Here is a 21,666-nt window from a genome sequence, read left to right as displayed (position 1 = left end):
TATGGAACGCTTTACAAGAATTCATTTCCCTGACACTCCATTCCTATTTTTTACTGGGAAAGGCGGTGTTGGAAAAACATCAGTTGCTAGTAGCCTATCTATAGCCATTGCAAATGAAGGGAAAAAGGTGCTACTAATTAGTACGGACCCAGCATCCAACTTACAAGATATTTTCGGTCAAAAGCTTTCTAATACCCCGACTAAAATAGATGGTATTGATAATTTATTTGCATTAAATTTAGATCCTGAACAGGCAGCTCAACATTACAAAGAGCAAATGGTTGGCCCCTACAGAGGAAAATTGCCAGATGTAGTCCTGCAAAACATGGAAGAACAACTTTCAGGTGCTTGTACAGTTGAAATTGCTGCATTTAATGAATTTGCTACATTATTGACTGATACTTCAGTAATTGAAAATTTTGATACCGTTGTGTTTGATACGGCACCAACAGGACATACGTTACGTTTGTTACAGCTGCCTTCTGCATGGTCTACGTTTTTAGATGACAACACTACTGGTACATCTTGCTTAGGTCCATTAAAAGGACTAGAGCCACAACGTGAAATCTATAAAGAGGCAGTTGAACGTTTAAAAAATGCCAATCAAACAACACTAATGCTTGTAACACGTCCAGACGTAAACCCTTTAAAAGAGGCAGCGCGTGCTTCTCATGAACTATTTGAAATTGGAATTCAAAATCAGATTTTACTAGTTAATGGTTATATGAAAAATCTTAAATCTACTGATGCAGTGGAGAAAGCATTCATTGCACGTCAAATAGAAGCATTAGAGTTGATTTCTAAAGAGTTAAAGCAATTTGAACAATACTATTTACCGTTTGTCCCATACTCATTATCAAGTATTGAGCGTATGCAGGCATGGATGACAGATCAAGATATCATACATGGAAATGAAACAGACAAAGGTATGACGGTCCCTGAAGTAGAAGAAGTGATAGCCGATTATTTAGAACGTAAGCCGAAGCTTATATTTACAATGGGTAAAGGTGGTGTCGGCAAAACAACAGTTGCTTCGTATATTGCTCTCCGATTAGCAGAAGAAGGTATGAGCGTGCATTTAACTACGACTGATCCAGCCGCTCATCTAAATTGGACATTCGGTGATGACAAAGTTAAAAATGTAACGGTAAGTCGTATCGATCCAAAAGTTGAAGTTGCGAATTATGAAGCAGAAGTACTTGCAAAAGCAAGTGAAACGATGAATGAAGAAGGCTTAGCATTTGTCAAAGAAGACTTAGCTTCTCCTTGTACAGAGGAAATTGCCGTATTCCGTGCATTTGCTAATGTTGTAGAAAATCATCAAGATGAAGTCATTATTATTGATACAGCACCTACTGGTCATACGTTGTTGTTATTAGATGCGACAGAAGCTTATCATCGTGAAATAAGTCGTTCGCAAGGCGAAATCCCTCCAGCTGTTTCAAACCTGCTACCACGATTACGTGATGCAAGTTATACAAGCGTAGCTATTGTAACACTTCCTGAAGCAACTCCTGTTTTTGAAGCAACACGTTTACAGGAAGATTTACAACGTGCTGGATTATCCGTTGATTGGTGGGTTGTCAATCAGACATTTTCATCTATTGAAACAACTAGTCCAACATTAATACAAAAGCAACAAGCTGAAACAAAATGGTTAGAAGAAATTAAATCCATCAGCAACAATCAATTCGTGGCCATCCCATGGGTAAAAATCCCGCCAGTAGGAACAAAAGGTTTACATGAACTTAAAGGAGAGAAAATCAAATGAAAATGAGTCCAGAAGGTAAAAATTACTTAGAGCAAGTATTGGCAGATTCAGAGGTGAAAACACTGCGTTTCTTCGGCATTCCAGGATGCTGTGGCGTTAATTTAGGTGTTGGCTTAGAAGCACCTACAGATGAAGATGCTGTAGAGACAATTGAAGGGATTGAAGTTGCCATTCATCCTGATATTGCAAATCAATTAACAGAAGTCACAATTCATGCAGAAGAAGAAAATGGCGAACTTGGTTTAGTGCTAGTAGGATATTCGCCAAAATCTTGCTAAGGTGGGGTTTTAAATGAAAAGAGAAGATGATATTCGTACAAATGTACGTGAAAATTATGCGAAAGTAGCCTTGAAATTAAACAGCACACAAGGATGCTGTACATCGGCCTCTAGCTGTTGTAATCCAGATGATAACCAAAATATCTCAATTGAAGAAATTTCGCAAAAAATGGGCTATACAAAAGAAGAGCTAACTTCTATTCCTGACGGAGCTAATATGGGGCTTAGTTGCGGTAACCCACAAGCTATCGCGGATTTGAAGCATGGAGAAACTGTTGTTGATTTAGGTTCTGGAGGTGGTTTCGATTGCTTCTTAGCTGCACCAAAGGTTGGGAAAGAAGGTCAGGTAATTGGCATTGATATGACACCTGAAATGATTTCAAAAGCGCGTCGTAACGCAGAAAAACCAGGTTTTGAAAATGTAGAATTCCGTTTAGGTGAAATTGAACATATGCCTGTTGCTGATCATACAGCTGATATTATCATTTCAAATTGTGTAATCAATCTATCGCCAAACAAACAACAGGTATTTAAAGAAGCCTATCGTATTTTAAAAACAGGTGGTCGCCTAGCGATTTCAGATGTTGTTCTAACTGCTGCCTTACCAGAGAGTTATTTATCAGATATGAATTTATATTCCGGATGTATCTCTGGTGCTATTTCGATAGAAGAATATGAAGCACTTTTAAAGAATGCAGGCTTTACAAATATCTCAATAGTACCAAAAGATGATTCAAAAGAATTCATTCGTGAATGGGAACCTAATTATGATTTAGAGAATTATATTGTCTCAGCAATTATACAAGCTGTTAAATAGGAGATAAATAACGATGACTGAACCGTTCTAGATTTTAACATAGTCATGTTAATTGCCTTACAACCTATTTGAAAACAAAAAATTACGTCTAGCTTCTGCTAGACGTAAAAAATACCCTATACATAAGAGAATGGTTATATTTAATGATTTATAGAAAAGAAAGAATTAATTATGAAAACACTTAACGTTTTTAAACAAAATGGTTCTTGCTGTACTACTGCCAAAGACATCAAGGTACAAGAGCTCAATTATATGAGATGGATAGTATACCCTCGAAAGACGGAACGATGGAACAGTTGATCGATTTCTTGACCACAGCTATCAGGTGGTAAACCAACGCCCATAATCAGTCCTAACACACATCAACCATAGGTCACCCATAATGTCCAGCGAGGCTCCTTGATAAATATTCACACTCCTAACAATATATACAAATTAAATATGAGTTACAAATTTGGTCTTAGGCAACTTATTTTTATTCTCTAAAATTATTTAGAGATAGTAAAAAAGGTTGTTGTAGACCCACTCGATATTCGTCTGATATCATAATTGAGTATTAATTGTAAGAAGCAGATTAAGGGTATTTGAGGAGAATTTCTTCCCTCTTTTTAGTTACAAAACTCTTAATTGGAGGAGAAATAAATGGTTATGGTTAGTGAAAGAGAACAAATTAGCAAAAAAGTTGCATGGATTGCACTTGTATCCAACCTAATTTTAATGATAGGTAAAATATTCTTTGGCCTTTTTGGAGGTAGTGAGGCAGTATTTGCAGACGGAATTCACTCGGGGGCAGATGTAGTAGCTTCGATTGCTGTGCTAGCAGTTGTAGGTATTTCTAATAAACCACCTGATAAGGATCATCCATTTGGGCATGGTAAGGCAGAGGTGATTAGTGAAGCAATCGTCGGAATTATTCTAATATTAGTTTCACTCTATATTTTCGTAGAAGCAGTTTTATCATTTTTTGATAAACCCGGTGTACCACAGTACAGTGCATTAATAGTAGCCATAATTTCTTATATAGCGAAAGAAATATTATATAGATACTCCATAAAACAGGGGAAAAAGTGGAATAGTAAGGCTATTATAGCGATTGCTTATGATCATAAAGGTGATATTGTTGCTTCCCTTGCAGCATTTATTGGAGTCCTCTTAGCGATTATAGGAAATGCAATTGGATGGCCATTTTTGTTATACGCGGATGCTCTCGCAAGTGCTATAGTAGCTTATTTTATTTTTAGAATCGCAATGGAATTAATTAAACCTTCTGTTGATATTTTAATGGAAAAAAGCGTAGATCAGTATCTTTTAGACGAATATGAATCCACTATCCATGAATTTAATCAAGTAAAACGAATAGATAGAATCCGTGCAAGAGAACATGGGCACTATAAGATTCTAGACGTTCGTCTTTCACTTAATCATGATTTAACGATTAAACAAGGCCATGATATAGCACGTGATATAAAAAATGCAATATTAAATAAATATCCAGATGTAGGGGAAGTCCTTATTCATATTAATCCTTACTATATGGATTAAAAGTACTTACAATAGTGTGCAGCTTAAAGAGTTAGTAATAAAGCGCACAGGGTAAATCCAATAAACTAAATTTAATAAATGACGTAAAAATTAAAGAGCATGCTTTTACTACATAAAGTAAAGGCTATGCTCTTTTTTTCATTCTAACAGAAAGATTGCTTGGCTCATTTTTTTAGAAAGTAATTTATTTTTGTTCTTGATAATTAATGGCCTTTTTAAATTCGTCGGTAGCTAGGATATTGTAAAACATATTTCTACTATTTACGTTTGCTATTGTCCCTGTAATTGTATTGTCAATCCATAAATAGAATTCATCATCGTTTAGTTTGATCTTATATTGCGGAACTATTTTGTTATCTACTTCACCAAATTCTCTAGCTTTTTTAAATGTTTTCTCTATAATTTTTATATCCTTCGCATTAGAAATTAATTGTAATGTGTCGGGTTTTACTTCTTCAAAATTAATTAATTCTTGAATTTCTATAGTTGGTGTTGTTACTTTATTACTGTTACAAGCTACTAACCATATAGAACAAATAAATAAAAACAAAATTGATTTTATTTTCACCTTATCATCACCTCTGAATTGATCATTTCCCCATATAAGTTAAGTAATTCTTCACTCTGTAAAAAAACACCTGCTTTAATCAAACAATTAAATATTCAAAATATCTAAATTTTATATTAAACCTTAAAAATCTAAAAATTGAAAAAATATCCACAATACCTTATCATTTATTGTAAATGCTTTCATTAAAAGTGAGGAGGATGCCGGTGTTAAGAGCATTAAAAGTAGGTCTAGTTATTGAGCGAGCGAATAGGAAAAATTTAGTCGCACTAGTCGCTGTAATCATTATCGTTTTTGGCTTTATGTTTTATATAAATGCACAAGCTCTTGGTAATCAACTTGTTGAGAAAAAGGGGGATTATTATTCAGCACAAGCTATACTATCAAAGTTTCAAGTTAAAGATGCTTCAGAAACGGGTGACGGAAGCGACTTATATAAAAATTTAACTAAACAAAAAAGTAATATTGCTTTACAAATAGCAGCATTAACGATGGACAAACAATCTATGTATTATGAGACTTCACTTCAACTCGCAAAATTAAGACAAGAGGCATTCCAATTAGAAGGATACGAAAATATTGCAGAATTATTACCTTCTAAATTGCAAAATTCTATGGACTACCTTTATTTTAAGAGAATGATTGATGAAGGAAAGTATATAATATCCGATTTATTTCAGTACATGCCGTTTTTATTATTTTTCTTTCTTCACGTTGGGGCAGGTTGGTACATATTTATTAGCTTCCATACAAGTTCTATTTTACTAGATGACTTTGAGCATTCTAGTATAATTCAGGGCTTTCCTGTTCGATTTGATTACTATATTTTATCTAAATGTATAATTGCTTTTTTATCTATATTTACAAGCATTTTGCTCATTTTTATCTGCGCAATTCCATTGTGGATCATAAATGGACTTGGTAACCCATTAGAGCCTATAGGGATATATGTAGGAAATGCCACATTAATTTCTACGATTCAATATATTGCTATGAGCGTTGGTTATATGATAGTCATTTCAATTTTTGTCATGCTGTTGTCGATTATTTTAAATGTGCTACTGAAAAATATGTATTTAACATTATTTGTACACTTTATAGTATTCTTTTTACCAATGATTTTTCCATCTCTTATTAGTTTCATCCCATATAATCCTTTTAATTTTATGAACTTCAATGATATTTTACAAGGCTTACCAGTAGATTTAGCGAAGCCTGTTGATATTACTATGAATTTAGGCTTAATCATTATCTGTATAAGTATCATTTTAATGTTATTCGTTATTAAAACATTTTTCTCAACTGGAAAAATCAAAAGGGCATAAGGGAGGTATTATAAGCATGTGGAGTTATTTTAAATTTGAATTTAAGCAGTTTTTTACGAATAGGAAAAACTTAGCAATTTATTTTTTACTTGCTTTTGCAACCTTTTTTTATGTATTTAAAATAGCGCCAACTTACAATCCAATCGAAAGTGTTGACTATGATGAAATTGAAGCGCGCTATTTGACACGTCAGGAATTTTTAGATCATATGGAAGGACAAGATTTAAGTGGGCATCATCCTTCCATTATTTATGCACTTGAAATATATAAGCAAATTAACCCTATAGATAAAGGAAGATTAGATGCATTAGATGAGGGAAATTTAAAAAAATATGCAGATCTAACTAGCGATTGGTACTACTTTACGAATTCGATTACATATAGAAATGAGGTATTTTCATATAACTCAAAGTATTTCACAAAAAATAACAAGTATGCAGCAGATGATGCCTTTTACGCCTATTTAGAACAGGCTTTCCGTTATGATACTTATTCGAAAGCGGATTATGAGTTATCATTGGAAATGTTTGAACAACGCACAGCACTTCAAACGTTCGAACGCTTATTAAAGGGAGTACTTCCGATTATTTTAATTGTCTGTGTACTTCTTTTATCAATTGATATTGTAAAAAAAGATCGACGTCATTCATCTATTTTAAAGGGATTTCCAATTAGTGATTGGAAAAAGCTACTTGTGAAAATGTTCGTTGCACTACTAGGTAGCATGGTATTATTTGTACCGCTTATAGTTGGCATCATTATCATAGGCTTACAATTCGGTTTTGGGAATTTCAATTTACCATCTCCCGTGTATGCAGCGCATCTCGATTGGCGTGTGGAAGGAAGATTTGAAATGATGACATTAGGTACGTTTTTAGGACAATCCTTCATTTTGCTTTTTACCTGGTTTATCGTCATTATCAACGTTGTACTATTATGCAGTATTATATTCCGCACCGAGATGGTGAATTTCGCTGTTGGCTTGCTCCTTATTTTTGGTGAGAATTTTTATTCCAGCCGTTACATTGGCTATTTTTGGGACGTTCAAAACTATCCGACATCTTACATTCAAGTCGGACAAATTATTTCAAAATGGCGAAATTATTATTATTTGAACAATCAATTAGATTTTACTTTAGGATTACAGTTGTTGCTTGGACTAGCGGGGATTGTCATTTTTTTAATGATACTTATTGCATTGAATAGGCGATATAAGCTAATTAAATAGGAGGGATAAAGATGATTGAAATTCAAAATATTACAGTGCAATTTGGGGAAATTAATGTGTTAAATGATATTTCAATGACATTTGAGCAAGGAGAAATGATTGGGCTTGTTGCACCAAATGGGACGGGAAAATCCACATTTATGAATGTGTTAATGAATTATGTGAAACCTTTGAAAGGAAAGGTAGTATTTAAAAATGGGCTAAGTTACACGAATAAATCAAACGAAGTGAAAATTCATAAATTCGTGACGATGATGCCAGACCAAAGTGACTTGTATAATCACTTAAGTGGGCGCGAGCATTTAAAAATGTTTGCAACAATGTGGCAATCGGATTTAAAACTAATTGACGAAACAATCGAAGCATTAAATATGGGGCATTATGTGAATAAAAAAACAGGCACGTATTCCCTTGGTATGCGCCAGCGTTTATGTTTTGCAATGCAAATTGTCACAAATACGGAAATTATGATGATGGACGAGGTAATGAACGGACTTGATCCAAATAATGTAGAAATTATTTCGAAAATATTATTAAAGAAAAAGGCAGAAGGTAAGATTATTATTATTGCCTCCCACTTACTTGATAATTTAGAGAAATACGCAGACCGAATTTTCTTATTTAACGATGGAAAGTTAGTTGATACCAATCAAGTAATAGAAGGTTTTAGTCAAGCACATATTAAAACTATTCGCGTGAAAAATATGGGTAATAGTATCAAAGAACAGCTTCACGAGCTTTTTCCAAATCTAGAAGTTCAAACACTTTCAAACGGCATGTCACTAATTCATTTACCAAGTTCTGAAGCAAGTCTATTAAGTTCGCTTACATCGTTTCTAGTTGAGAGAAATGTGGTGGATTTTGCATTTGGGAAAGTTACATTAAATGATTTGTATTCAATGTATTATCATGAAGGTAAAAATGTGCCAGCCAGTTAAACAAGAAAGACTCGTCCATGTTGTAGTGAAGGAATTAAAAATCATGGTCAAATTAGAGCCTAGGACTGGAGTAGCTTAGTACAATAATTTTATTATATTTTTATGCAATAGTAGCAAAATAAAAGCCCTTATTCGTCGTTTATAAGGGCTTTAATTGTTGATATTCATTTTATTTATATACTCTTTTAAAAAATTATTTGAAAGGGGATGTTAATTTGAAAGGTGCAAAGCTTAAACTTTTTATAACAAGTTTAGTAGTATTGTTACTGTTTTATTTGATGAACCAAATGACTACGAGACCAGGTACTATTTCTGGCAATGGGAATCCAGCATTGATAGTAGTTACCATATTAATCCCACTGTTCATTCTAATGGTTTTCTTATGGGGAAGAATTTTTCGAGTGCATTCAATAAATCAACGCTTTTCAATTGTTGGAATAATTTTGACTTTCGTTCACTTAACGATTGCTTTTATTTATCAAAGAATCGCTTTAGCGAATTATCGTAATATTATTAAAGATGCATTAATTAAAGAGGGTGGGGAAGTAGATAATCAGTATCTACAAGACATTACAACAGGACTAACTATTCATGTAAACAACCAATATTTTAATTTAAATACATTCTTCATGTTTATCAGTTTTTCAATTTTTATTGCCTTAGCTTTTTATTTATGGGATACTCGCGAAAATAATATAGGAAATAGAAATGTACAAGGGGGAAGGGAGTAAAGAAGCACCGCAAACCTCTATGAAATCGGAACTTCTATACTTTAAAGACTTTGAAAGTGTAGAGCATTTAGAAAAAATATATAACGTATTACAATACAAAAAAATTAAGTCAAAATTAAAAGGCATGAGCCCGATACTCATGCCTAAACCGCTTCCTAATGAGATAACCGTGTTTAAACTTTTAAGGGTCACATTTAAAGATTACCGTTAGGACTGTCTTGCCTGGATTAAGGTAAACCAATCATTCCCATTATACTTTCCGGAAACTCTATATATTGGCTGATAGAAACCTTTCGTGTCATACATATACGAAAGCTCGATTAATTCTATCTCAAGTTGATCTCCTTTTTTTATAACAAGATCTTCCTCATTCACAAGTGCATTATATGGTATTTGTGGAAATTCCCCATTTTTTATTCGCTCATACACTTCTGCAGGAGACAGTATGTTCACTTCTCGTTTAAATTGATTTTTACGGAAATTATATTCTAACGAAGAGACACTGCCATCTTGTTTAAGATCAAGCATGATATCTCCTGTCCAATAATCAGTGTTTAAATTAGTACTATCCTGAATTTTCCATTCAAATTTTCCAGTCTCCAATACAGTCATTTCAGCATCTTGAGGTAGTATGCCAAAATCGTCCATCATTGCTTTTGCCTTGTCAATCATTGACTCTTTCCCTGAAAAAGAAGTTTGCCCTGGCTTATAATTATTCTCATTTAATGACCAGTTTCCCTCTGAGCTTATAAACAACGTATATTGGAACCCTGCTTTGTCCTCCAATAGAATCTCACGATCATCTCTATAAACCTGTTCATTCACCTCTGATAATCCTAATTTATTTTGTAACAGGGCTTCAACTCCATCACTTTCAATTATTTTCCTATATACTGGGGCAACTGTTGGTAATGAGCTTAATTTCAGTGAAGTTGATACATGCACATCTGACATGTTCGATTTTGTATAGGCGTTTATTGCTAAATGACCAAATTCCTGTTGGGCGTAGACAATATTCATTCCAACAAAAATCAAACCCATCAATAGAGGAATAGCAAGGTTTCCGACTAGACTTTTGATCTTTACTTTTTTGTGATATGCAATGGAAGCCCCTAGTCTGTATAACTGGTATCCAATAATACCACCAAGTGAGTTGTTCAATAAATCATCAAGCTCAAATATCCCGGATCCTGAAAGAGTCTGATACGTTTCTATAGATAACGTCGCACTTACAACTACAAGAACAAGCCACTTAAATTTTTTGAATTTAGAGTTCACTAAAGGTAAAAAAACGCCAAGTGGAACAAACATTAAGATATTAAAAATACAATTTTGAAGATCACGTAAAGAGTATTTTTTCCATGCATCAATATAACCACTAAACGGCTGAAGGTTCATCTGCAAGTAATGGGAAGTGCCACGACCAAAAACAGTTAACTCCAAAACAAAAATAATATATCCAATGAAGACTGCAACAAGAACAAGTTTCTTTATAGGAATCTGTTTTTTTCGATCTGACGTTTGTTTTCTATAATAAAAGAAATAATATAGTGCGATAAGTATAAACTCTATTCCAATAATCATTAATACCGGCAACATTAAATACCGAACATTACTAATAATATCTGTCATTCCCAAGGTGAAGCTCTCCTAACGTATTTATTTTGATATTTTGCGATCTACATGAAAAAAAGACCATCTAATATTTCCTACCTTTGTTATTGTAAATGGAAATTATTAATAATTAGATAGGTTATTTATGAAGATTTTCTTAAGAACTTGCTACGCTTTCATTTGTGTTTTAATCATAAATAAAGGAAAATCCTAATGTTGTAAAGCCCTTAGAAGTATTCAATGATAAGAAGCACTACTACACTTATTCAATTTTGAAAGCACCCTTTCCGGTTACTAATTATTTATTTACAATCCACGTTAAGGATGATACTAACGGTAAATCATGATGAAGTGAAGGCTATTTTTTCATAAGTGTTGAACAGAGAATGGGCGGTCTTAGATCCCACTTCTATGAGGGATTGGGGAGAGATGGAATATAAATTCGACTGTAACTTTAGTGACGACTTTTAAGTATTTATTACAAAAGCAATTTTGACGAACTCATATTTCTGGTTATAATATTGTGGGGAAGAAGGTAGTAATGTGAAAACAACAGGAAATTTTACCGATAAGGCAGAAATATATGCGAAATATCGCCCTAATTATCCTCATGAATATATTGATTATTTGTTATCATCTAATCAATTAAAAGGGGATCGGATTGTGGCCGATATTGGTTCAGGTACAGGGATATTTAGCCGTCAGCTTCTTGAAAGAGATTTAAATGTTATTGGAATTGAGCCAAATGATGACATGCTAAAGATAGCTGAGCAATCGTTAAAACTATATTCTCGTTTTAAATCAATAAAAGCAACTGCTGAACATACCACTTTAAAAGGGAATAGTGTGGATTTAGTAACTGTTGCCCAAGCATTTCATTGGTTTGATAAAAAAGCATTCAAAATCGAATGTCAACGGATTTTAAAACAAAGGGCAAATGTTGCTCTTGTTTGGAATAGCAGAGATTTAACTAGTCCGATTATTAAAGAGAATGCAGAAATTTGCCAAAAGATCTGTTCAAATTTCAAAGGATTTAGCGGTGGTATAGAGGAGACTCCAGAAGTATTTAACAACTTTTTTAAGGATGGAAAGTATGAGTATAAAAAGCATCAAAATGATTTGCTTTTTGATTATGAAGGTTTTTTGGGAAGGAACTTGTCAGCGTCCTATGCTCCAAAAGAAAATGACGAAGAGTATAAACGTTTTGTTTTTCTCCTGTCAGAGTTATTCGAAAAATACAGCGAGAATGGAAAAATTGTTCTCAAAAACATAACAAGAAGTTATCTTGGCAATGTCTAAATATCCGAATATAAGGTTTATCTTACATCAAAATTATATTTTTAACCTCGTACTAAATTTAGTACGGGGTTTGGCACTAGTTACAGGGTCTACAGCATTGGTAAATTGGTATGGGAACCCCATTTCGATGCCTTTTATTTATCTCATAAAACTGTAATTGAAGAATTCTTTGCATACATAGCTACACATTTTAGGATTATTGAATTAAGCAGCTTTGATATCTTTTAAGCGGGCCTCTTATGGAAAGCAGATACACCGTTTTCCATATACTATGATGGAGGGGTGGCTCTTTTCCTTTTAGATAATCTGCCCACATACAAACAAGAGCGTGTTTCGATCAATCTTCTTCAAAACATGCTCTTTATATTTGTTCTCATATCACATTAATTTAATGAAACTTTATTACAAAAATACAGAGATTAAGTTTTTAAGTTCATTTTTTAGTTGTAATTATTCAGTAAAGGACACGCCATAAATAAAAGGTAGCGTATGATTCCCAATTTTTCCATGGCAACGATATTTCTAAGATTTCATCTTTCGTAGGCTTTCGATCCATATTACGTAATAATTTTATCGAATTAATAAGTCCCACATCATCGATTGGAAAAGCTGTCTGGAACCTGAGGCAGCGCATTAGAACATAATTGGCTGTCCAAGGACCGATTCCTCGTATTTTAATTAAGTTTTTTTCAGCATCTTTAAAGTTCATTTTCATTAATTTTTCCCTCGATAATTCTCCGCTTGCCATTAATTTGGCAATCCCAATGATATATTCACTTTTTTTTATCGTCATTTTAATATCTGCTAGGTCGTTAGGTGTTAACTGTGAAATTCGTTCGTATGATGGGAACACCCAATACTTTTTACCATTCCATTCGATAGAATCGCCAAATCCTTCTACAAATTGCTTCTTTAAGGAGTACGCGAAGGCTAAGTTAATTTGTTGTCCTAAAACTCCCCAACATAAAGCTTCAAATAAGTCGGGAATGCCGACAACTCGCAATCCATAGAATTTTTGGGCAGGCATTTTAAGTAATGGGTCTACTTTTGCCATTTCATAAAATGGCGTTAAATCGTTATCAAGATCAAACCATTCATGAATATATTTTACAATCTCTTCCCGCTTCCACTTTTCAATAGGTCTAGAATCATTTAGAAATTGAACTACCATTTGTTTATTATTGATTACGCTTAGCTGGACTAAGGACCGAATTTCCCCAATGGCTATAACTTTTGTAATTATATCGTTCTCTATTTCATACATGCATTCATTTTTTTCCCTTGTTAGATAGCCTAGGTTAGCATTCATATCAAAATTTTCAGGTAATGTAATTACAATCACATCATTGACTTCATGCCATGTCACTTTTTCATTCTCCTCATCTTATTACGATTTTCTTTTACCATTTTACTTTATCACATAATAATCTTTACTAATTTTGTTATCTTGCTATTACATTCTAAACATCTTATTTTTTTCTAATTATGCGGTTATAGTGTTAATTATCAAGAATGCTAAATAGGGGTGGATAAAAATGGTCCAATATATAAAAACACGTGTCGGAAACTTAAATTGGTATTCAATTCAAAATGAATTAGATGAGCAAGGATTTGCAAAGCTTCCAGCGATTTTAACAAAAGAGGAATGTGAATTCTTCATGGAATTGTATTGTGAGGAAGAGTCATACAGAACGACAATTAATATGACAAGATATCGCTTTGGGAATGGGGAGTACAAATATTTTTCCTATCCATTACCTGAAATCATCCAAAGTCTAAGAGAGTCCTTTTATCCAGAATTAGCGAAAACAGCCAATCGATGGTTGGGGTATTTAAATAAAACAGAACAGTTTCCAGATCATCTTCAAGATTTTTTAAACATCTGTGAAGAATATGAACAAACTAGACCGACACCTTTAATATTAAAGTATGAAACAGGCGGGTTTAATTGTTTACATCAAGATTTATATGGCGATATATTTTTCCCGTTTCAAGTAGTATTTGTATTAAACCAACGAGATAAAGACTTTAGCGGTGGAGAATCTCTTTTAGTGGAACAAATTCCTCGTGCTCAGAGTAGGGGACATGTAATTACTTTAGAACAAGGCAGTGCGCTGATCTTTCCTACTAACCATAGACCTGTTCAAGGTAAAAGAGGATATTACAAAAATACGATTCGTCACGGAGTAAGTACGGTTACTTCTGGCGAACGATACGGTCTTGGAATCATTTTTCATGATTCTAAATAAAGTGAAACTTTGATCAGTGGAGTTTTTCTTCATCCCACACTGATCATTAGTTAAACCAATCGGGCTTTTACCGGCTGTTCATCTCCCACCTAAATTTCTCCGATTTCTTTAAGTTTTGAGGTGGGAGTCTTAAAGCCCGTTAATGCCGGATAAAAATTAAACTTCAATATCTTGCTATTCCATTACCAGAATTGTACATTCTGAATTAATAGGGAGTATATTGTAAGTAGAGGTGAGATATATGTTGGATAGTATCAATAACGGACATAAAGAGCGTCATGATCATAAAATTTCGAATGATGTAGAAATGATAACAGATGAAAAGTGGCAAGCAATTATAAATAATGATGCAGCGTACAATAATCAATTTTTCTACGCAGTAAAGTCGACAGGGATATTCTGTAAACCATCCTGCAAATCTCGCGTTCCGAAAAAAGAAAATGTATGCATTTTTTCAAACGCAGAACAAGCTCTCCGCGCAAATTTTCGCCCTTGTAAACGGTGCAAGCCCACAAATGAAAATTTGCCTGATAGCGAGTGGGTAGATTTAATTACTGAATACATTGATAAAAATTTTACAGAGAAATTAACACTAGAATCGTTAGCAACTATTTGTCACGGGAGTCCGTATCATATGCATCGTACATTTAAAAAGATTAAAGGCATTACGCCGGTTGACTATATACAACAAGTAAGAGTACACGCGGCTAAACAGTATTTGACTCAGACAAATAAAGCGATTGGAGATATCGCCATATGTGTGGGTATGGCTAACGCGCCATATTTTATTACTTTATTTAAAAAGAAAACTGGGCAGACACCAGCGCAATTTCGTCAAATGAGTAAAATGGAGGAAAAGTACAATGGAAACAAAGAATAAACCAACGCTTTTTTGGACTTTACTAATGTTTGAGGATTGGAAATTTTATATTGCTTCAACTTCAAAGGGAATTGTGTTTGTAGGTTCACAGAACAAACCATTCGAGGAATTGTTCGAATGGGTTAAGAAACGCTTTCCAGGAAGTCCTCTTGTTGAAGATAATGAAAAGCTTGAACCCTATGTCGTTGAAATCACTCAGTATCTAGAAGGAAAGCGGAAAACCTTTACTGTTCCAATTGAGTACGTAGGTACACAATTTCAGCTAGCAGTCTGGAATGCACTTTGTGAAATTCCTTATGGACAGATGAAATCCTATTCCGACATTGCAAATGATATAAATAAACCAGCAGCTGTTCGTGCTGTAGGAGCGGCTATTGGGGCTAATCCGGTATTAATTACTGTACCGTGCCATCGTGTAATAGGAAAGAATGGTTCATTAACTGGCTATCGGGGCGGTTTAGAAATGAAGACACAGCTCCTGGATCTAGAAAAGCGAGCATCATCTAGCAATGAGTAATTAATGCCGTACATTGAATGGAGGTTCCGTCATGAAAAGTGAAATATTCTATAAAAATCCGAAAAGCATTCTGAATAAAGGGACTGGCTTTCTTTCTGGATATACTCATTCACTAAATCCTTATACAGGCTGTTCATTTGGTTGTTCCTATTGTTATGTACGTGAAATGCCCGTATCTCTTTTTCGAGAAGGGGAATGGGGAAATTGGGTCGATGTTAAAAACGGAGCTACGAATTTATTAAAAAAGGAACTTCATCGCGCCAAAGCCAAAGGCAATGTAACCATTTTTATGTCATCAAGTACAGATCCATATCAACCAATAGAGCATAAGGAAAAAGTGACGCGATCTTTACTAGAAGTTATGGTAGAAGATCCCCCTGACTTCCTATTAGTACAAACTAGAAGCCCACTTGTAAGCCGAGATATCGATTTACTGCAACATTTTAAAGATAAAGTTCGAGTAAGTATGACAATAGAGACCGATTCGGAAACGATACGTAAACATTTTACACCAAAGGCACCTCCAATCCAGGCACGCTTTAAGACATTAGAAAAATTAGCAGCTGCGAGAATACCGACCCAAGTTGCTATAGCCCCCATATTACCGAGTGGGGAATATTTTCCTGAGAAATTGAAGCCATTCGTCGATCGGATATGTATGGATGACTACTTCATGGGCGATGGCAGTGGTGGAAAACGCACAAGAAAACTTGGTATTGAGAAAAAATATGCCCAACTAGGTTTAGAAGAATGGTATGGACCACATGTAATCAATAAAGTGTATAACCGATTTATTGAAATCTTTCCGGAAAATCACGTTTATGTAAGCCGGGCTGGGTTTGAGCCGTAAAAAATAGGAAGTAATTGCTTGTATTAAGATAATGGAAAAAGTGCTGAAAATAGAAAAAGACATTCACCCTGTTGGGTACCGCATGCATCTATTTCAAAGTGATACACCAAGTATTTTTGGTGGGTGTCCACCGAGTAAATCATATAGAAAATTAGATTGTCCCTCCGTGTTACTGAATCCCGATACGCTTTTATAGTGTTTTTATCATTGTAAAAAAAGTAAATTTAGTTTTATTAAAATCAATTACGTGAAACTAGTTTAGTCAGAGAGTAACTATTCTTAATGTGGATATAACGGTAATGTTCTAATGCCTTTAAAGTTTCGAAATACACGAAAATAACAAAAAAATGTTCAGTATAATATTAGCTCGATTTCCAATACTAAGCCTGTATTAAAATAATAATAAATTATGGAAGGAGTTTTTATTAGTGAGATTTCTAACATGGGGTGTATTGGGAGCTGTTATATTTGGGGTAGCTAAAGGATTTCAAAATGGTACTCTTCAACAGTTCACAAAAAATATTTCGAATAAATTAAATCTACAGAATGCTCAACAAATGATGCAACCAATACAACAAATGGCACAACCATTGCAGCAAATGTCTCAGCCTTTACAACAAATGAGCCAAACTTCACAACAATCGAGTCAACCTCAACAACAAGCAAATCAATCTTCACAACAAATGAATCAGTCATTACAAAATACAGCCATTAATCAATCAACTGGTAGTTCATCAAAATAATAATATATACAAATAAACAATTGCTATGAAATGAGAGAGTTCTGATGGAAAAAATTTATTTATCAGAATGCATTCATAACAATTGATTCTATTATAATTTAGTATTCACTAAAAAGAGTTAATTTAGGCAATGGGGACGGTGTAATGCGTACTATTGTCGTGCCTTGAACCGAACTTTATCATGGCTTTGGTAATAATTTAAACTTAGACATTTCAAATTAAGCGTTACACAATAATAGAGAGATTTTAAAGGCTTTCGGTTAACTAAGCTTCTGTCCATTATGGACAAGAAGCTTTTTTTGTTCCTTTGAAAAAGTTCATCATGGGATAAGGCAAATAGCTGGTTTAGATCTGTTAATGTCATATAGACATGGAGTTTATCATCGTTCTTACAGGAATCTATTTTATATCCACAGATATTTGAATACTCTAATGAATACTCTACCGTTTGTTTGGTTAACATATTTTCATGATCACTAAATATGTACTGGAGTATACCCGTAAACAAAAGATATACGACAGAACAATTTGTATAAACAACAATTTCAATCAATTAGGAGGAAGAAAATTATGACAAAAGATTTCTACACTACACTTAAAGAAAGACGTACTTACTACGGAATTAATAAAGAGGTAAAAATATCGGATGAAAGAATTAAAGAAATTGTAGAATTTGCTGTGAAATATACTCCGTCAGCATTCAACTCTCAAACTGCACGTATTGTTGTGTTATCAGGTGAGGCACATAATAAGTTGTGGGACATCACAACTGAAGTATTAAGAAAAGTGGTTGGAGATGGAGATTTTACAGGAACTCAACAAAAAATGGATTCCTTTAAAGCAGGTTATGGTACGGTATTATTCTTAGAAGATGAATCGGTAGTTAAATCGCTTCAAGAGCAATTTGCTTCATATGCTGAGAACTTCCCAATTTGGTCAAATCAAGCATCAGGTATGCACCAATTAGTTGTGTGGTCAGCATTGGAAGCAGAAGGATTAGGAGCTTCATTACAACATTATAATCCACTAATTGATAATGAAGTGAAAAAAGAATGGAATATCCCTGATAATTGGAAGCTTATTGCGGAAATGCCCTTTGGTAATCCAACGGTAACACCAGGTGAAAAAGAATTCCGTCCACTCGAAGATCGAATTAAATTTCACAAGTAATTAACTGCTATTTTTACGATATATACCAAGCCAGTACTTCTGTAGATACAGTAGTGTCAAACATTTTACCATACTTAAAAACGCGGATCTTACACTTTAAGACCGCGTTTTTAATGCTTGCTTATATTTATTATAGAGATCAAAATTAATGTGTAAGGAATTTTTAAAATGAAATATTGGCCAAACTAAAATACCTCAAATTTAGTTATTTAATCTGATGGTCTTGGACCTCTATTATCCTCTGTATTTTCAGAAATTAAAATAGGTCTAATTGTAATGTCTCCAATGACGCGAATCTGACAAGATAGCCGTAAGCAGTCTTCATATAAATTCTCATCAATATTTTTAATCACGAAGGCATTTTTTTCTATTTTCGAAATATCCTTATATTCCCCAGCTAAGACCTCCACTCTGCAAGTGGTACATTTTGCTTTTCCACCACATTGATGAAATATACTTATACCGTTATCTTCAAGTGCTAAAACTAATTTTTTTCCTTCCTCTACTTCAAATGTTTTTCCTCCAAATACGGTGACAAATGGCATCAATTGTATACTCCCTTCATAATTTTCCTAATTGATGTGGTTAACGAAGTAAATGTTACTATCAGTTTGTATTGATAAGGCTATTCTCATACTTAGAAACCATTCATTTAGTGAAAGCATAAAAAAATTTACCTAGTGAGGAAATCGGTTTGTGGGAAGTCATATGAAGGATAACCATAAGACGGATATACTTAGGGGTTTGCAAACATTACAACTATAAAATGTAGTAAATTAAGAAAAAGCCATCCCCTTAAGAAATGGCTAAAAACTAAGGAAAGTTTTATAGACCCCTATTTACAAAAATCCTATCAAAATATAAATTAACTATTTCACACAAATTCACTCCAAATATTCGTGTTTAAACACTAAAAACGCTATTCTTCCATCAACGAGATACTTCAATAATCGAATAAAACACGAATATTGTATTTGAAAGTTAATTAAACGTAAATAATAAAGGCTGTTTTCTAAAAACTGTTTTTTCGAGCAAAACAATATTGCTTAATTCAATGCCAGAAGCGGAGTATTGATGAAGGTTCCAATCAACTTGTACTCAAGTTAATGAAACAATTTCAGAACGTTTTAGACCTGTTTTTGCTTTTAATTTAAACATTAGGTCATTCTGCGCTGTGAAATCGATTGAGATGCGCAACGGTACGTGTTACACAATCTAGATTCACTTTATAGCGTTTAACATTTTTGAGAATCAACAGCAAAGGAAGTTTTAATTGAGGAATAAAAGAAAACATTAAAATCTAAACTTTTTTGACATCGAAGTAAAGATTAGACTCATATTGTATGTGGACATGAATCTACGGACACCTTAAAAGTGATTAAACAATAAGAAATAGTTGTTGATGGATAAGATCAATCTCAGTTGGATAAAATATTTGTGAACTTAAAAAGTTCAAATTTCAAGGATTGGGGGGACTATATATGTCATCTGAAATGGGAGAAATACATCGTACTGGACAAGACATTAACGACGAAATAGTACATTTTGGTGGGCAAGCTGAGAGTGTTTTTAGTTCATTAGCTGAACAAGGTCGACTTTCAATACAAAAGAAAGCAGACCAATTAGCTGCACAGTATCTTGAAAGTAATCCTAATCCAGACTATTATGATTGTGTTGAAATTGTAGCAGAGGGAGTTTTGACAGCAGGGAACGAAATAAAGGCTAGCAGTGGTTCTTGGGGAGAATCAGTAGAAGCAGCACTTGGTGCTGGTGTTCAGATTCCAGCAGCAAAAATAGCTTGTAAAAGAATAACGACGTTGTCTTAACATTAATTTTTGAAAAAGCGTAGGCGTAAAAAGCTTATGCTTTTTGATATTTATTGATACGATATGTCAATGTACATATGAGTATTTTACGATACAAGCCCATCCCCAACGCCAAATAATTTTTGTTACATAATATTAATTCCTTGGTCATTACATTCTAATTATCGGATGGTTTTCCTATAATTTATCATTCAAAAGGGAATTGTTCGTTCTAATTATTAATGTAGATTTGTCCAATATTGATAAAAATTATTCATAAGAGAGATGAACTTAGCTGGTTGTTAATGAATCACTATACTTGTTTGTTAAAAAATAAATACTACGATTTTAGAACAGGAATATCCGAAGTAGAACAATGGTCGAATTTGTTTTAATAAATAGCTGAAATAGCTGAGAAAAAAGTGGTTGTACTTAACCTAGGGCAAAATAGCTCAATAATATACACTTTCATAGTCCGTTTACCTGAGAGCTTTCTACTCGAATGGAATTTATAGTATGCTAACCATAAGGAGGAGGGGAATTTATGGTTAAACAATTGATCGTCGGTGACGCAACGTATGAATTGGCTACTACTCGTCGCATTTTGGAACGCTTACCCGAGGAGCATATTTCATGGAGACCGCATGAGAAATCAATGACGCTTGGCGAGCTGGCCACGCACCTGATTAATTTGCTGAACTGGCAAATTGCAATTCTTCAGTACCAAGAGTTTGATCTTTCGACCGTGCCGCTGCAACGGAAGCCTTTGGAAAAACAATCTGACATTCTGGATGAGTTTGACTCAAACGTCGGCAAATTGAAAAATTTGCTGGCTGAATGTGACGAGAAAACGCTCAGTGAGGAATGGACACTGCGCCACGGTGACCAAATTATCCGCAGTGAGGTACGAGCAATTGCGTTACGCACCTTCGGATTAAACCACATGATCCATCACCGGGCGCAACTCGGGGTATACTTGCGTCTACTTGATATTTCGGTGCCGGGCATCTACGGTCCCTCGGCAGATGAGAAAGCCCGATGAACAAAGTATCTAGAGCCTTTAAGTGTAATGGACTTATGTATAAAATCTCATATTTAATGCAGATGTATGTCACTTGTAAATAACTTGGACAGTTATATCAAAAAACTTTGATCAATATTGGTTGTAAAAAAGTTATTCAATACACTAGAGCAATTACCATTAATCGATGTGCAGGACACTGCAGCGTGCTCAGCTCAGGGAGAATTCTGACTATCTTTAAGGTGCAAATAATGATTTAAATTATGATAACAGTAGCGCCCCTTAAACAACAGGTGGGCGCTATTTGACGCTTACAAGTG

General features: G+C 34.1%; 21 protein-coding genes and 2 pseudogenes. 19 read left to right on the top strand and 4 right to left on the bottom strand.

Translation table 11 applies throughout. The annotated features are described in order from the left end of the window. Position 1 precedes the first annotated feature (1 nt). The 4 genes from arsA to ACFVT8_RS06900 all read left to right on the top strand — a co-directional run bounded on the left by arsA (position 2) and on the right by ACFVT8_RS06900 (position 4,408). A complete protein-coding gene (arsA, locus tag ACFVT8_RS06915; protein ID WP_387082845.1) occupies positions 2 to 1,771 on the top strand; it encodes an arsenical pump-driving ATPase in 1,770 nt (589 codons plus the stop codon). Next, positions 1,768 to 2,049: a Fe-S cluster assembly protein HesB gene (locus tag ACFVT8_RS06910; RefSeq protein ID WP_387082844.1), complete on the top strand. Its 282-nt coding sequence runs from the start codon at positions 1,768 to 1,770 to the stop codon at positions 2,047 to 2,049. The genes arsA and ACFVT8_RS06910 overlap by 4 nt, the downstream gene beginning before the upstream one ends. A gap of 13 nt (positions 2,050 to 2,062) precedes the next feature. Then, positions 2,063 to 2,866 (top strand): arsenite methyltransferase, encoded by an 804-nt coding sequence (locus ACFVT8_RS06905; RefSeq protein WP_387082843.1) that lies wholly within the window; start codon positions 2,063 to 2,065, stop codon positions 2,864 to 2,866. A gap of 648 nt (positions 2,867 to 3,514) precedes the next feature. After that, positions 3,515 to 4,408 (top strand): cation diffusion facilitator family transporter, encoded by an 894-nt coding sequence (locus ACFVT8_RS06900; RefSeq protein ID WP_387083378.1) that lies wholly within the window; start codon positions 3,515 to 3,517, stop codon positions 4,406 to 4,408. A 184-nt stretch (positions 4,409 to 4,592) separates the two neighbouring features. On the opposite strand, the gene ACFVT8_RS06895 is transcribed toward ACFVT8_RS06900, so the two are convergent. After that, entirely contained in the window at positions 4,593 to 4,976 is a 384-nt protein-coding gene (locus ACFVT8_RS06895; protein WP_387082842.1) for a hypothetical protein, read from the bottom strand. A gap of 200 nt (positions 4,977 to 5,176) precedes the next feature. Between ACFVT8_RS06895 and ACFVT8_RS06890 the strand changes: the two genes are divergently transcribed. From ACFVT8_RS06890 to ACFVT8_RS06870, 5 genes and pseudogenes are all read left to right on the top strand, one after another. After that, positions 5,177 to 6,301, top strand: a complete 1,125-nt coding sequence (locus tag ACFVT8_RS06890; protein ID WP_387082840.1) for an ABC transporter — start codon at positions 5,177 to 5,179, stop codon at positions 6,299 to 6,301. A 16-nt stretch (positions 6,302 to 6,317) separates the two neighbouring features. Beyond that, positions 6,318 to 7,529: an ABC transporter permease gene (locus tag ACFVT8_RS06885; RefSeq protein WP_387082839.1), complete on the top strand. Its 1,212-nt coding sequence runs from the start codon at positions 6,318 to 6,320 to the stop codon at positions 7,527 to 7,529. Between the two features lie 11 nt (positions 7,530 to 7,540). After that, the gene (locus ACFVT8_RS06880; protein WP_387082838.1) at positions 7,541 to 8,467 is read left to right on the top strand and encodes an ABC transporter ATP-binding protein; all 927 of its coding nucleotides are present in this window, start codon (positions 7,541 to 7,543) and stop codon (positions 8,465 to 8,467) included. Between the two features lie 215 nt (positions 8,468 to 8,682). Next, complete coding sequence (locus ACFVT8_RS06875; protein WP_387082836.1) at positions 8,683 to 9,198, top strand: hypothetical protein; 516 nt, start codon at positions 8,683 to 8,685, stop codon at positions 9,196 to 9,198. A gap of 19 nt (positions 9,199 to 9,217) precedes the next feature. Further along, positions 9,218 to 9,409: pseudogene (locus ACFVT8_RS06870) on the top strand (hypothetical protein); the annotation flags it as partial. On the opposite strand, the gene ACFVT8_RS06865 reads toward ACFVT8_RS06870, so the two are convergent. Beyond that, complete coding sequence (locus tag ACFVT8_RS06865) at positions 9,406 to 10,830, bottom strand: VanZ family protein (protein ID WP_387083377.1); 1,425 nt, start codon at positions 10,828 to 10,830, stop codon at positions 9,406 to 9,408. The pseudogene ACFVT8_RS06870 and the gene ACFVT8_RS06865 overlap by 4 nt on opposite strands. A gap of 206 nt (positions 10,831 to 11,036) precedes the next feature. Between ACFVT8_RS06865 and ACFVT8_RS06860 the strand changes: the two are divergent. Both ACFVT8_RS06860 and ACFVT8_RS06855 read left to right on the top strand, forming a co-directional pair. Next, positions 11,037 to 11,156, top strand: a pseudogene (locus tag ACFVT8_RS06860) (SRPBCC family protein); the annotation flags it as partial. A 199-nt stretch (positions 11,157 to 11,355) separates the two neighbouring features. Continuing rightward, the gene (locus tag ACFVT8_RS06855; protein WP_387082835.1) at positions 11,356 to 12,111 is read left to right on the top strand and encodes a class I SAM-dependent methyltransferase; all 756 of its coding nucleotides are present in this window, start codon (positions 11,356 to 11,358) and stop codon (positions 12,109 to 12,111) included. Positions 12,112 to 12,565: 454 nt separating this feature from the next. On the opposite strand, the gene ACFVT8_RS06850 is transcribed toward ACFVT8_RS06855, so the two are convergent. After that, on the bottom strand, positions 12,566 to 13,477 hold the full coding sequence (locus ACFVT8_RS06850; protein ID WP_387082834.1) for a DNA glycosylase: 912 nt from the start codon (positions 13,475 to 13,477) through the stop codon (positions 12,566 to 12,568). A gap of 169 nt (positions 13,478 to 13,646) precedes the next feature. Between ACFVT8_RS06850 and ACFVT8_RS06845 the strand changes: the two genes are divergently transcribed. The 6 genes from ACFVT8_RS06845 to ACFVT8_RS06820 all read left to right on the top strand — a co-directional run bounded on the left by ACFVT8_RS06845 (position 13,647) and on the right by ACFVT8_RS06820 (position 18,520). Then, on the top strand, positions 13,647 to 14,360 hold the full coding sequence (locus ACFVT8_RS06845) for a 2OG-Fe(II) oxygenase (protein ID WP_387082832.1): 714 nt from the start codon (positions 13,647 to 13,649) through the stop codon (positions 14,358 to 14,360). Positions 14,361 to 14,601: 241 nt separating this feature from the next. Then, positions 14,602 to 15,240 carry a bifunctional transcriptional activator/DNA repair enzyme AdaA gene (locus ACFVT8_RS06840; RefSeq protein WP_387082831.1) on the top strand — a complete coding sequence of 213 codons (639 nt, stop codon included), beginning with the start codon at positions 14,602 to 14,604 and terminating at the stop codon, positions 15,238 to 15,240. Then, the gene (adaB, locus tag ACFVT8_RS06835; RefSeq protein ID WP_387082830.1) at positions 15,224 to 15,757 is read left to right on the top strand and encodes a methylated-DNA--[protein]-cysteine S-methyltransferase; all 534 of its coding nucleotides are present in this window, start codon (positions 15,224 to 15,226) and stop codon (positions 15,755 to 15,757) included. The genes ACFVT8_RS06840 and adaB overlap by 17 nt, the downstream gene beginning before the upstream one ends. A 31-nt stretch (positions 15,758 to 15,788) precedes the next feature. Continuing rightward, positions 15,789 to 16,607 carry an SPL family radical SAM protein gene (locus ACFVT8_RS06830; RefSeq protein WP_387082829.1) on the top strand — a complete coding sequence of 273 codons (819 nt, stop codon included), beginning with the start codon at positions 15,789 to 15,791 and terminating at the stop codon, positions 16,605 to 16,607. 428 nt (positions 16,608 to 17,035) lie between these two features. Continuing rightward, on the top strand, positions 17,036 to 17,350 hold the full coding sequence (locus ACFVT8_RS06825) for a hypothetical protein (RefSeq protein ID WP_387082828.1): 315 nt from the start codon (positions 17,036 to 17,038) through the stop codon (positions 17,348 to 17,350). A 570-nt stretch (positions 17,351 to 17,920) separates the two neighbouring features. After that, complete coding sequence (locus ACFVT8_RS06820) at positions 17,921 to 18,520, top strand: nitroreductase family protein (RefSeq protein WP_387082827.1); 600 nt, start codon at positions 17,921 to 17,923, stop codon at positions 18,518 to 18,520. A gap of 209 nt (positions 18,521 to 18,729) precedes the next feature. Here the strand turns inward: ACFVT8_RS06820 and ACFVT8_RS06815 are convergent, their stop codons facing one another. Continuing rightward, positions 18,730 to 19,065, bottom strand: a complete 336-nt coding sequence (locus ACFVT8_RS06815; protein WP_387082826.1) for a 2Fe-2S iron-sulfur cluster-binding protein — start codon at positions 19,063 to 19,065, stop codon at positions 18,730 to 18,732. Positions 19,066 to 20,001: 936 nt separating this feature from the next. Here ACFVT8_RS06815 and ACFVT8_RS06810 point away from each other — a divergent pair. Together ACFVT8_RS06810 and ACFVT8_RS06805 are read left to right on the top strand one after the other, a co-directional pair. Continuing rightward, positions 20,002 to 20,346 carry a hypothetical protein gene (locus ACFVT8_RS06810; protein ID WP_387082825.1) on the top strand — a complete coding sequence of 115 codons (345 nt, stop codon included), beginning with the start codon at positions 20,002 to 20,004 and terminating at the stop codon, positions 20,344 to 20,346. A gap of 523 nt (positions 20,347 to 20,869) precedes the next feature. Next, positions 20,870 to 21,367, top strand: coding sequence for a DinB family protein (locus ACFVT8_RS06805; protein ID WP_387082824.1), 498 nt, complete (start codon positions 20,870 to 20,872; stop codon positions 21,365 to 21,367). Positions 21,368 to 21,666: the final 299 nt, after the last annotated feature.

The organism is Lysinibacillus sp. NPDC058147, assembly GCF_042884205.1.
Lineage (GTDB): Bacteria > Bacillota > Bacilli > Bacillales_A > Planococcaceae > Lysinibacillus.
Note: the sequence above shows the minus strand (reverse complement) of the source record. Positions and strands in the feature narration are given on the sequence as shown.

Bases quoted from the DNA above. Each gene is read 5' to 3' on its own strand.
- ACFVT8_RS06820 (WP_387082827.1), top strand. From the start codon at position 17,921: ATGACAAAAGATTTCTACACTACACTTAAAGAAAGACGTACTTACTAC.
- ACFVT8_RS06905 (WP_387082843.1), top strand. From the start codon at position 2,063: ATGAAAAGAGAAGATGATATTCGTACAAATGTACGTGAAAATTATGCG.
- ACFVT8_RS06880 (WP_387082838.1), top strand. From the start codon at position 7,541: ATGATTGAAATTCAAAATATTACAGTGCAATTTGGGGAAATTAATGTG.
- adaB (WP_387082830.1), top strand. From the start codon at position 15,224: ATGGAAACAAAGAATAAACCAACGCTTTTTTGGACTTTACTAATGTTT.
- ACFVT8_RS06805 (WP_387082824.1), top strand. From the start codon at position 20,870: ATGGTTAAACAATTGATCGTCGGTGACGCAACGTATGAATTGGCTACT.
- ACFVT8_RS06910 (WP_387082844.1), top strand. From the start codon at position 1,768: ATGAAAATGAGTCCAGAAGGTAAAAATTACTTAGAGCAAGTATTGGCA.
- ACFVT8_RS06890 (WP_387082840.1), top strand. From the start codon at position 5,177: ATGCCGGTGTTAAGAGCATTAAAAGTAGGTCTAGTTATTGAGCGAGCG.
- ACFVT8_RS06840 (WP_387082831.1), top strand. From the start codon at position 14,602: ATGTTGGATAGTATCAATAACGGACATAAAGAGCGTCATGATCATAAA.
- ACFVT8_RS06865 (WP_387083377.1), bottom strand. From the start codon at position 10,830: ATGACAGATATTATTAGTAATGTTCGGTATTTAATGTTGCCGGTATTA.
- ACFVT8_RS06815 (WP_387082826.1), bottom strand. From the start codon at position 19,065: ATGCCATTTGTCACCGTATTTGGAGGAAAAACATTTGAAGTAGAGGAA.
- ACFVT8_RS06900 (WP_387083378.1), top strand. From the start codon at position 3,515: ATGGTTAGTGAAAGAGAACAAATTAGCAAAAAAGTTGCATGGATTGCA.
- ACFVT8_RS06845 (WP_387082832.1), top strand. From the start codon at position 13,647: ATGGTCCAATATATAAAAACACGTGTCGGAAACTTAAATTGGTATTCA.
- ACFVT8_RS06830 (WP_387082829.1), top strand. From the start codon at position 15,789: ATGAAAAGTGAAATATTCTATAAAAATCCGAAAAGCATTCTGAATAAA.
- ACFVT8_RS06885 (WP_387082839.1), top strand. From the start codon at position 6,318: ATGTGGAGTTATTTTAAATTTGAATTTAAGCAGTTTTTTACGAATAGG.
- ACFVT8_RS06810 (WP_387082825.1), top strand. From the start codon at position 20,002: ATGTCATCTGAAATGGGAGAAATACATCGTACTGGACAAGACATTAAC.
- arsA (WP_387082845.1), top strand. From the start codon at position 2: ATGGAACGCTTTACAAGAATTCATTTCCCTGACACTCCATTCCTATTT.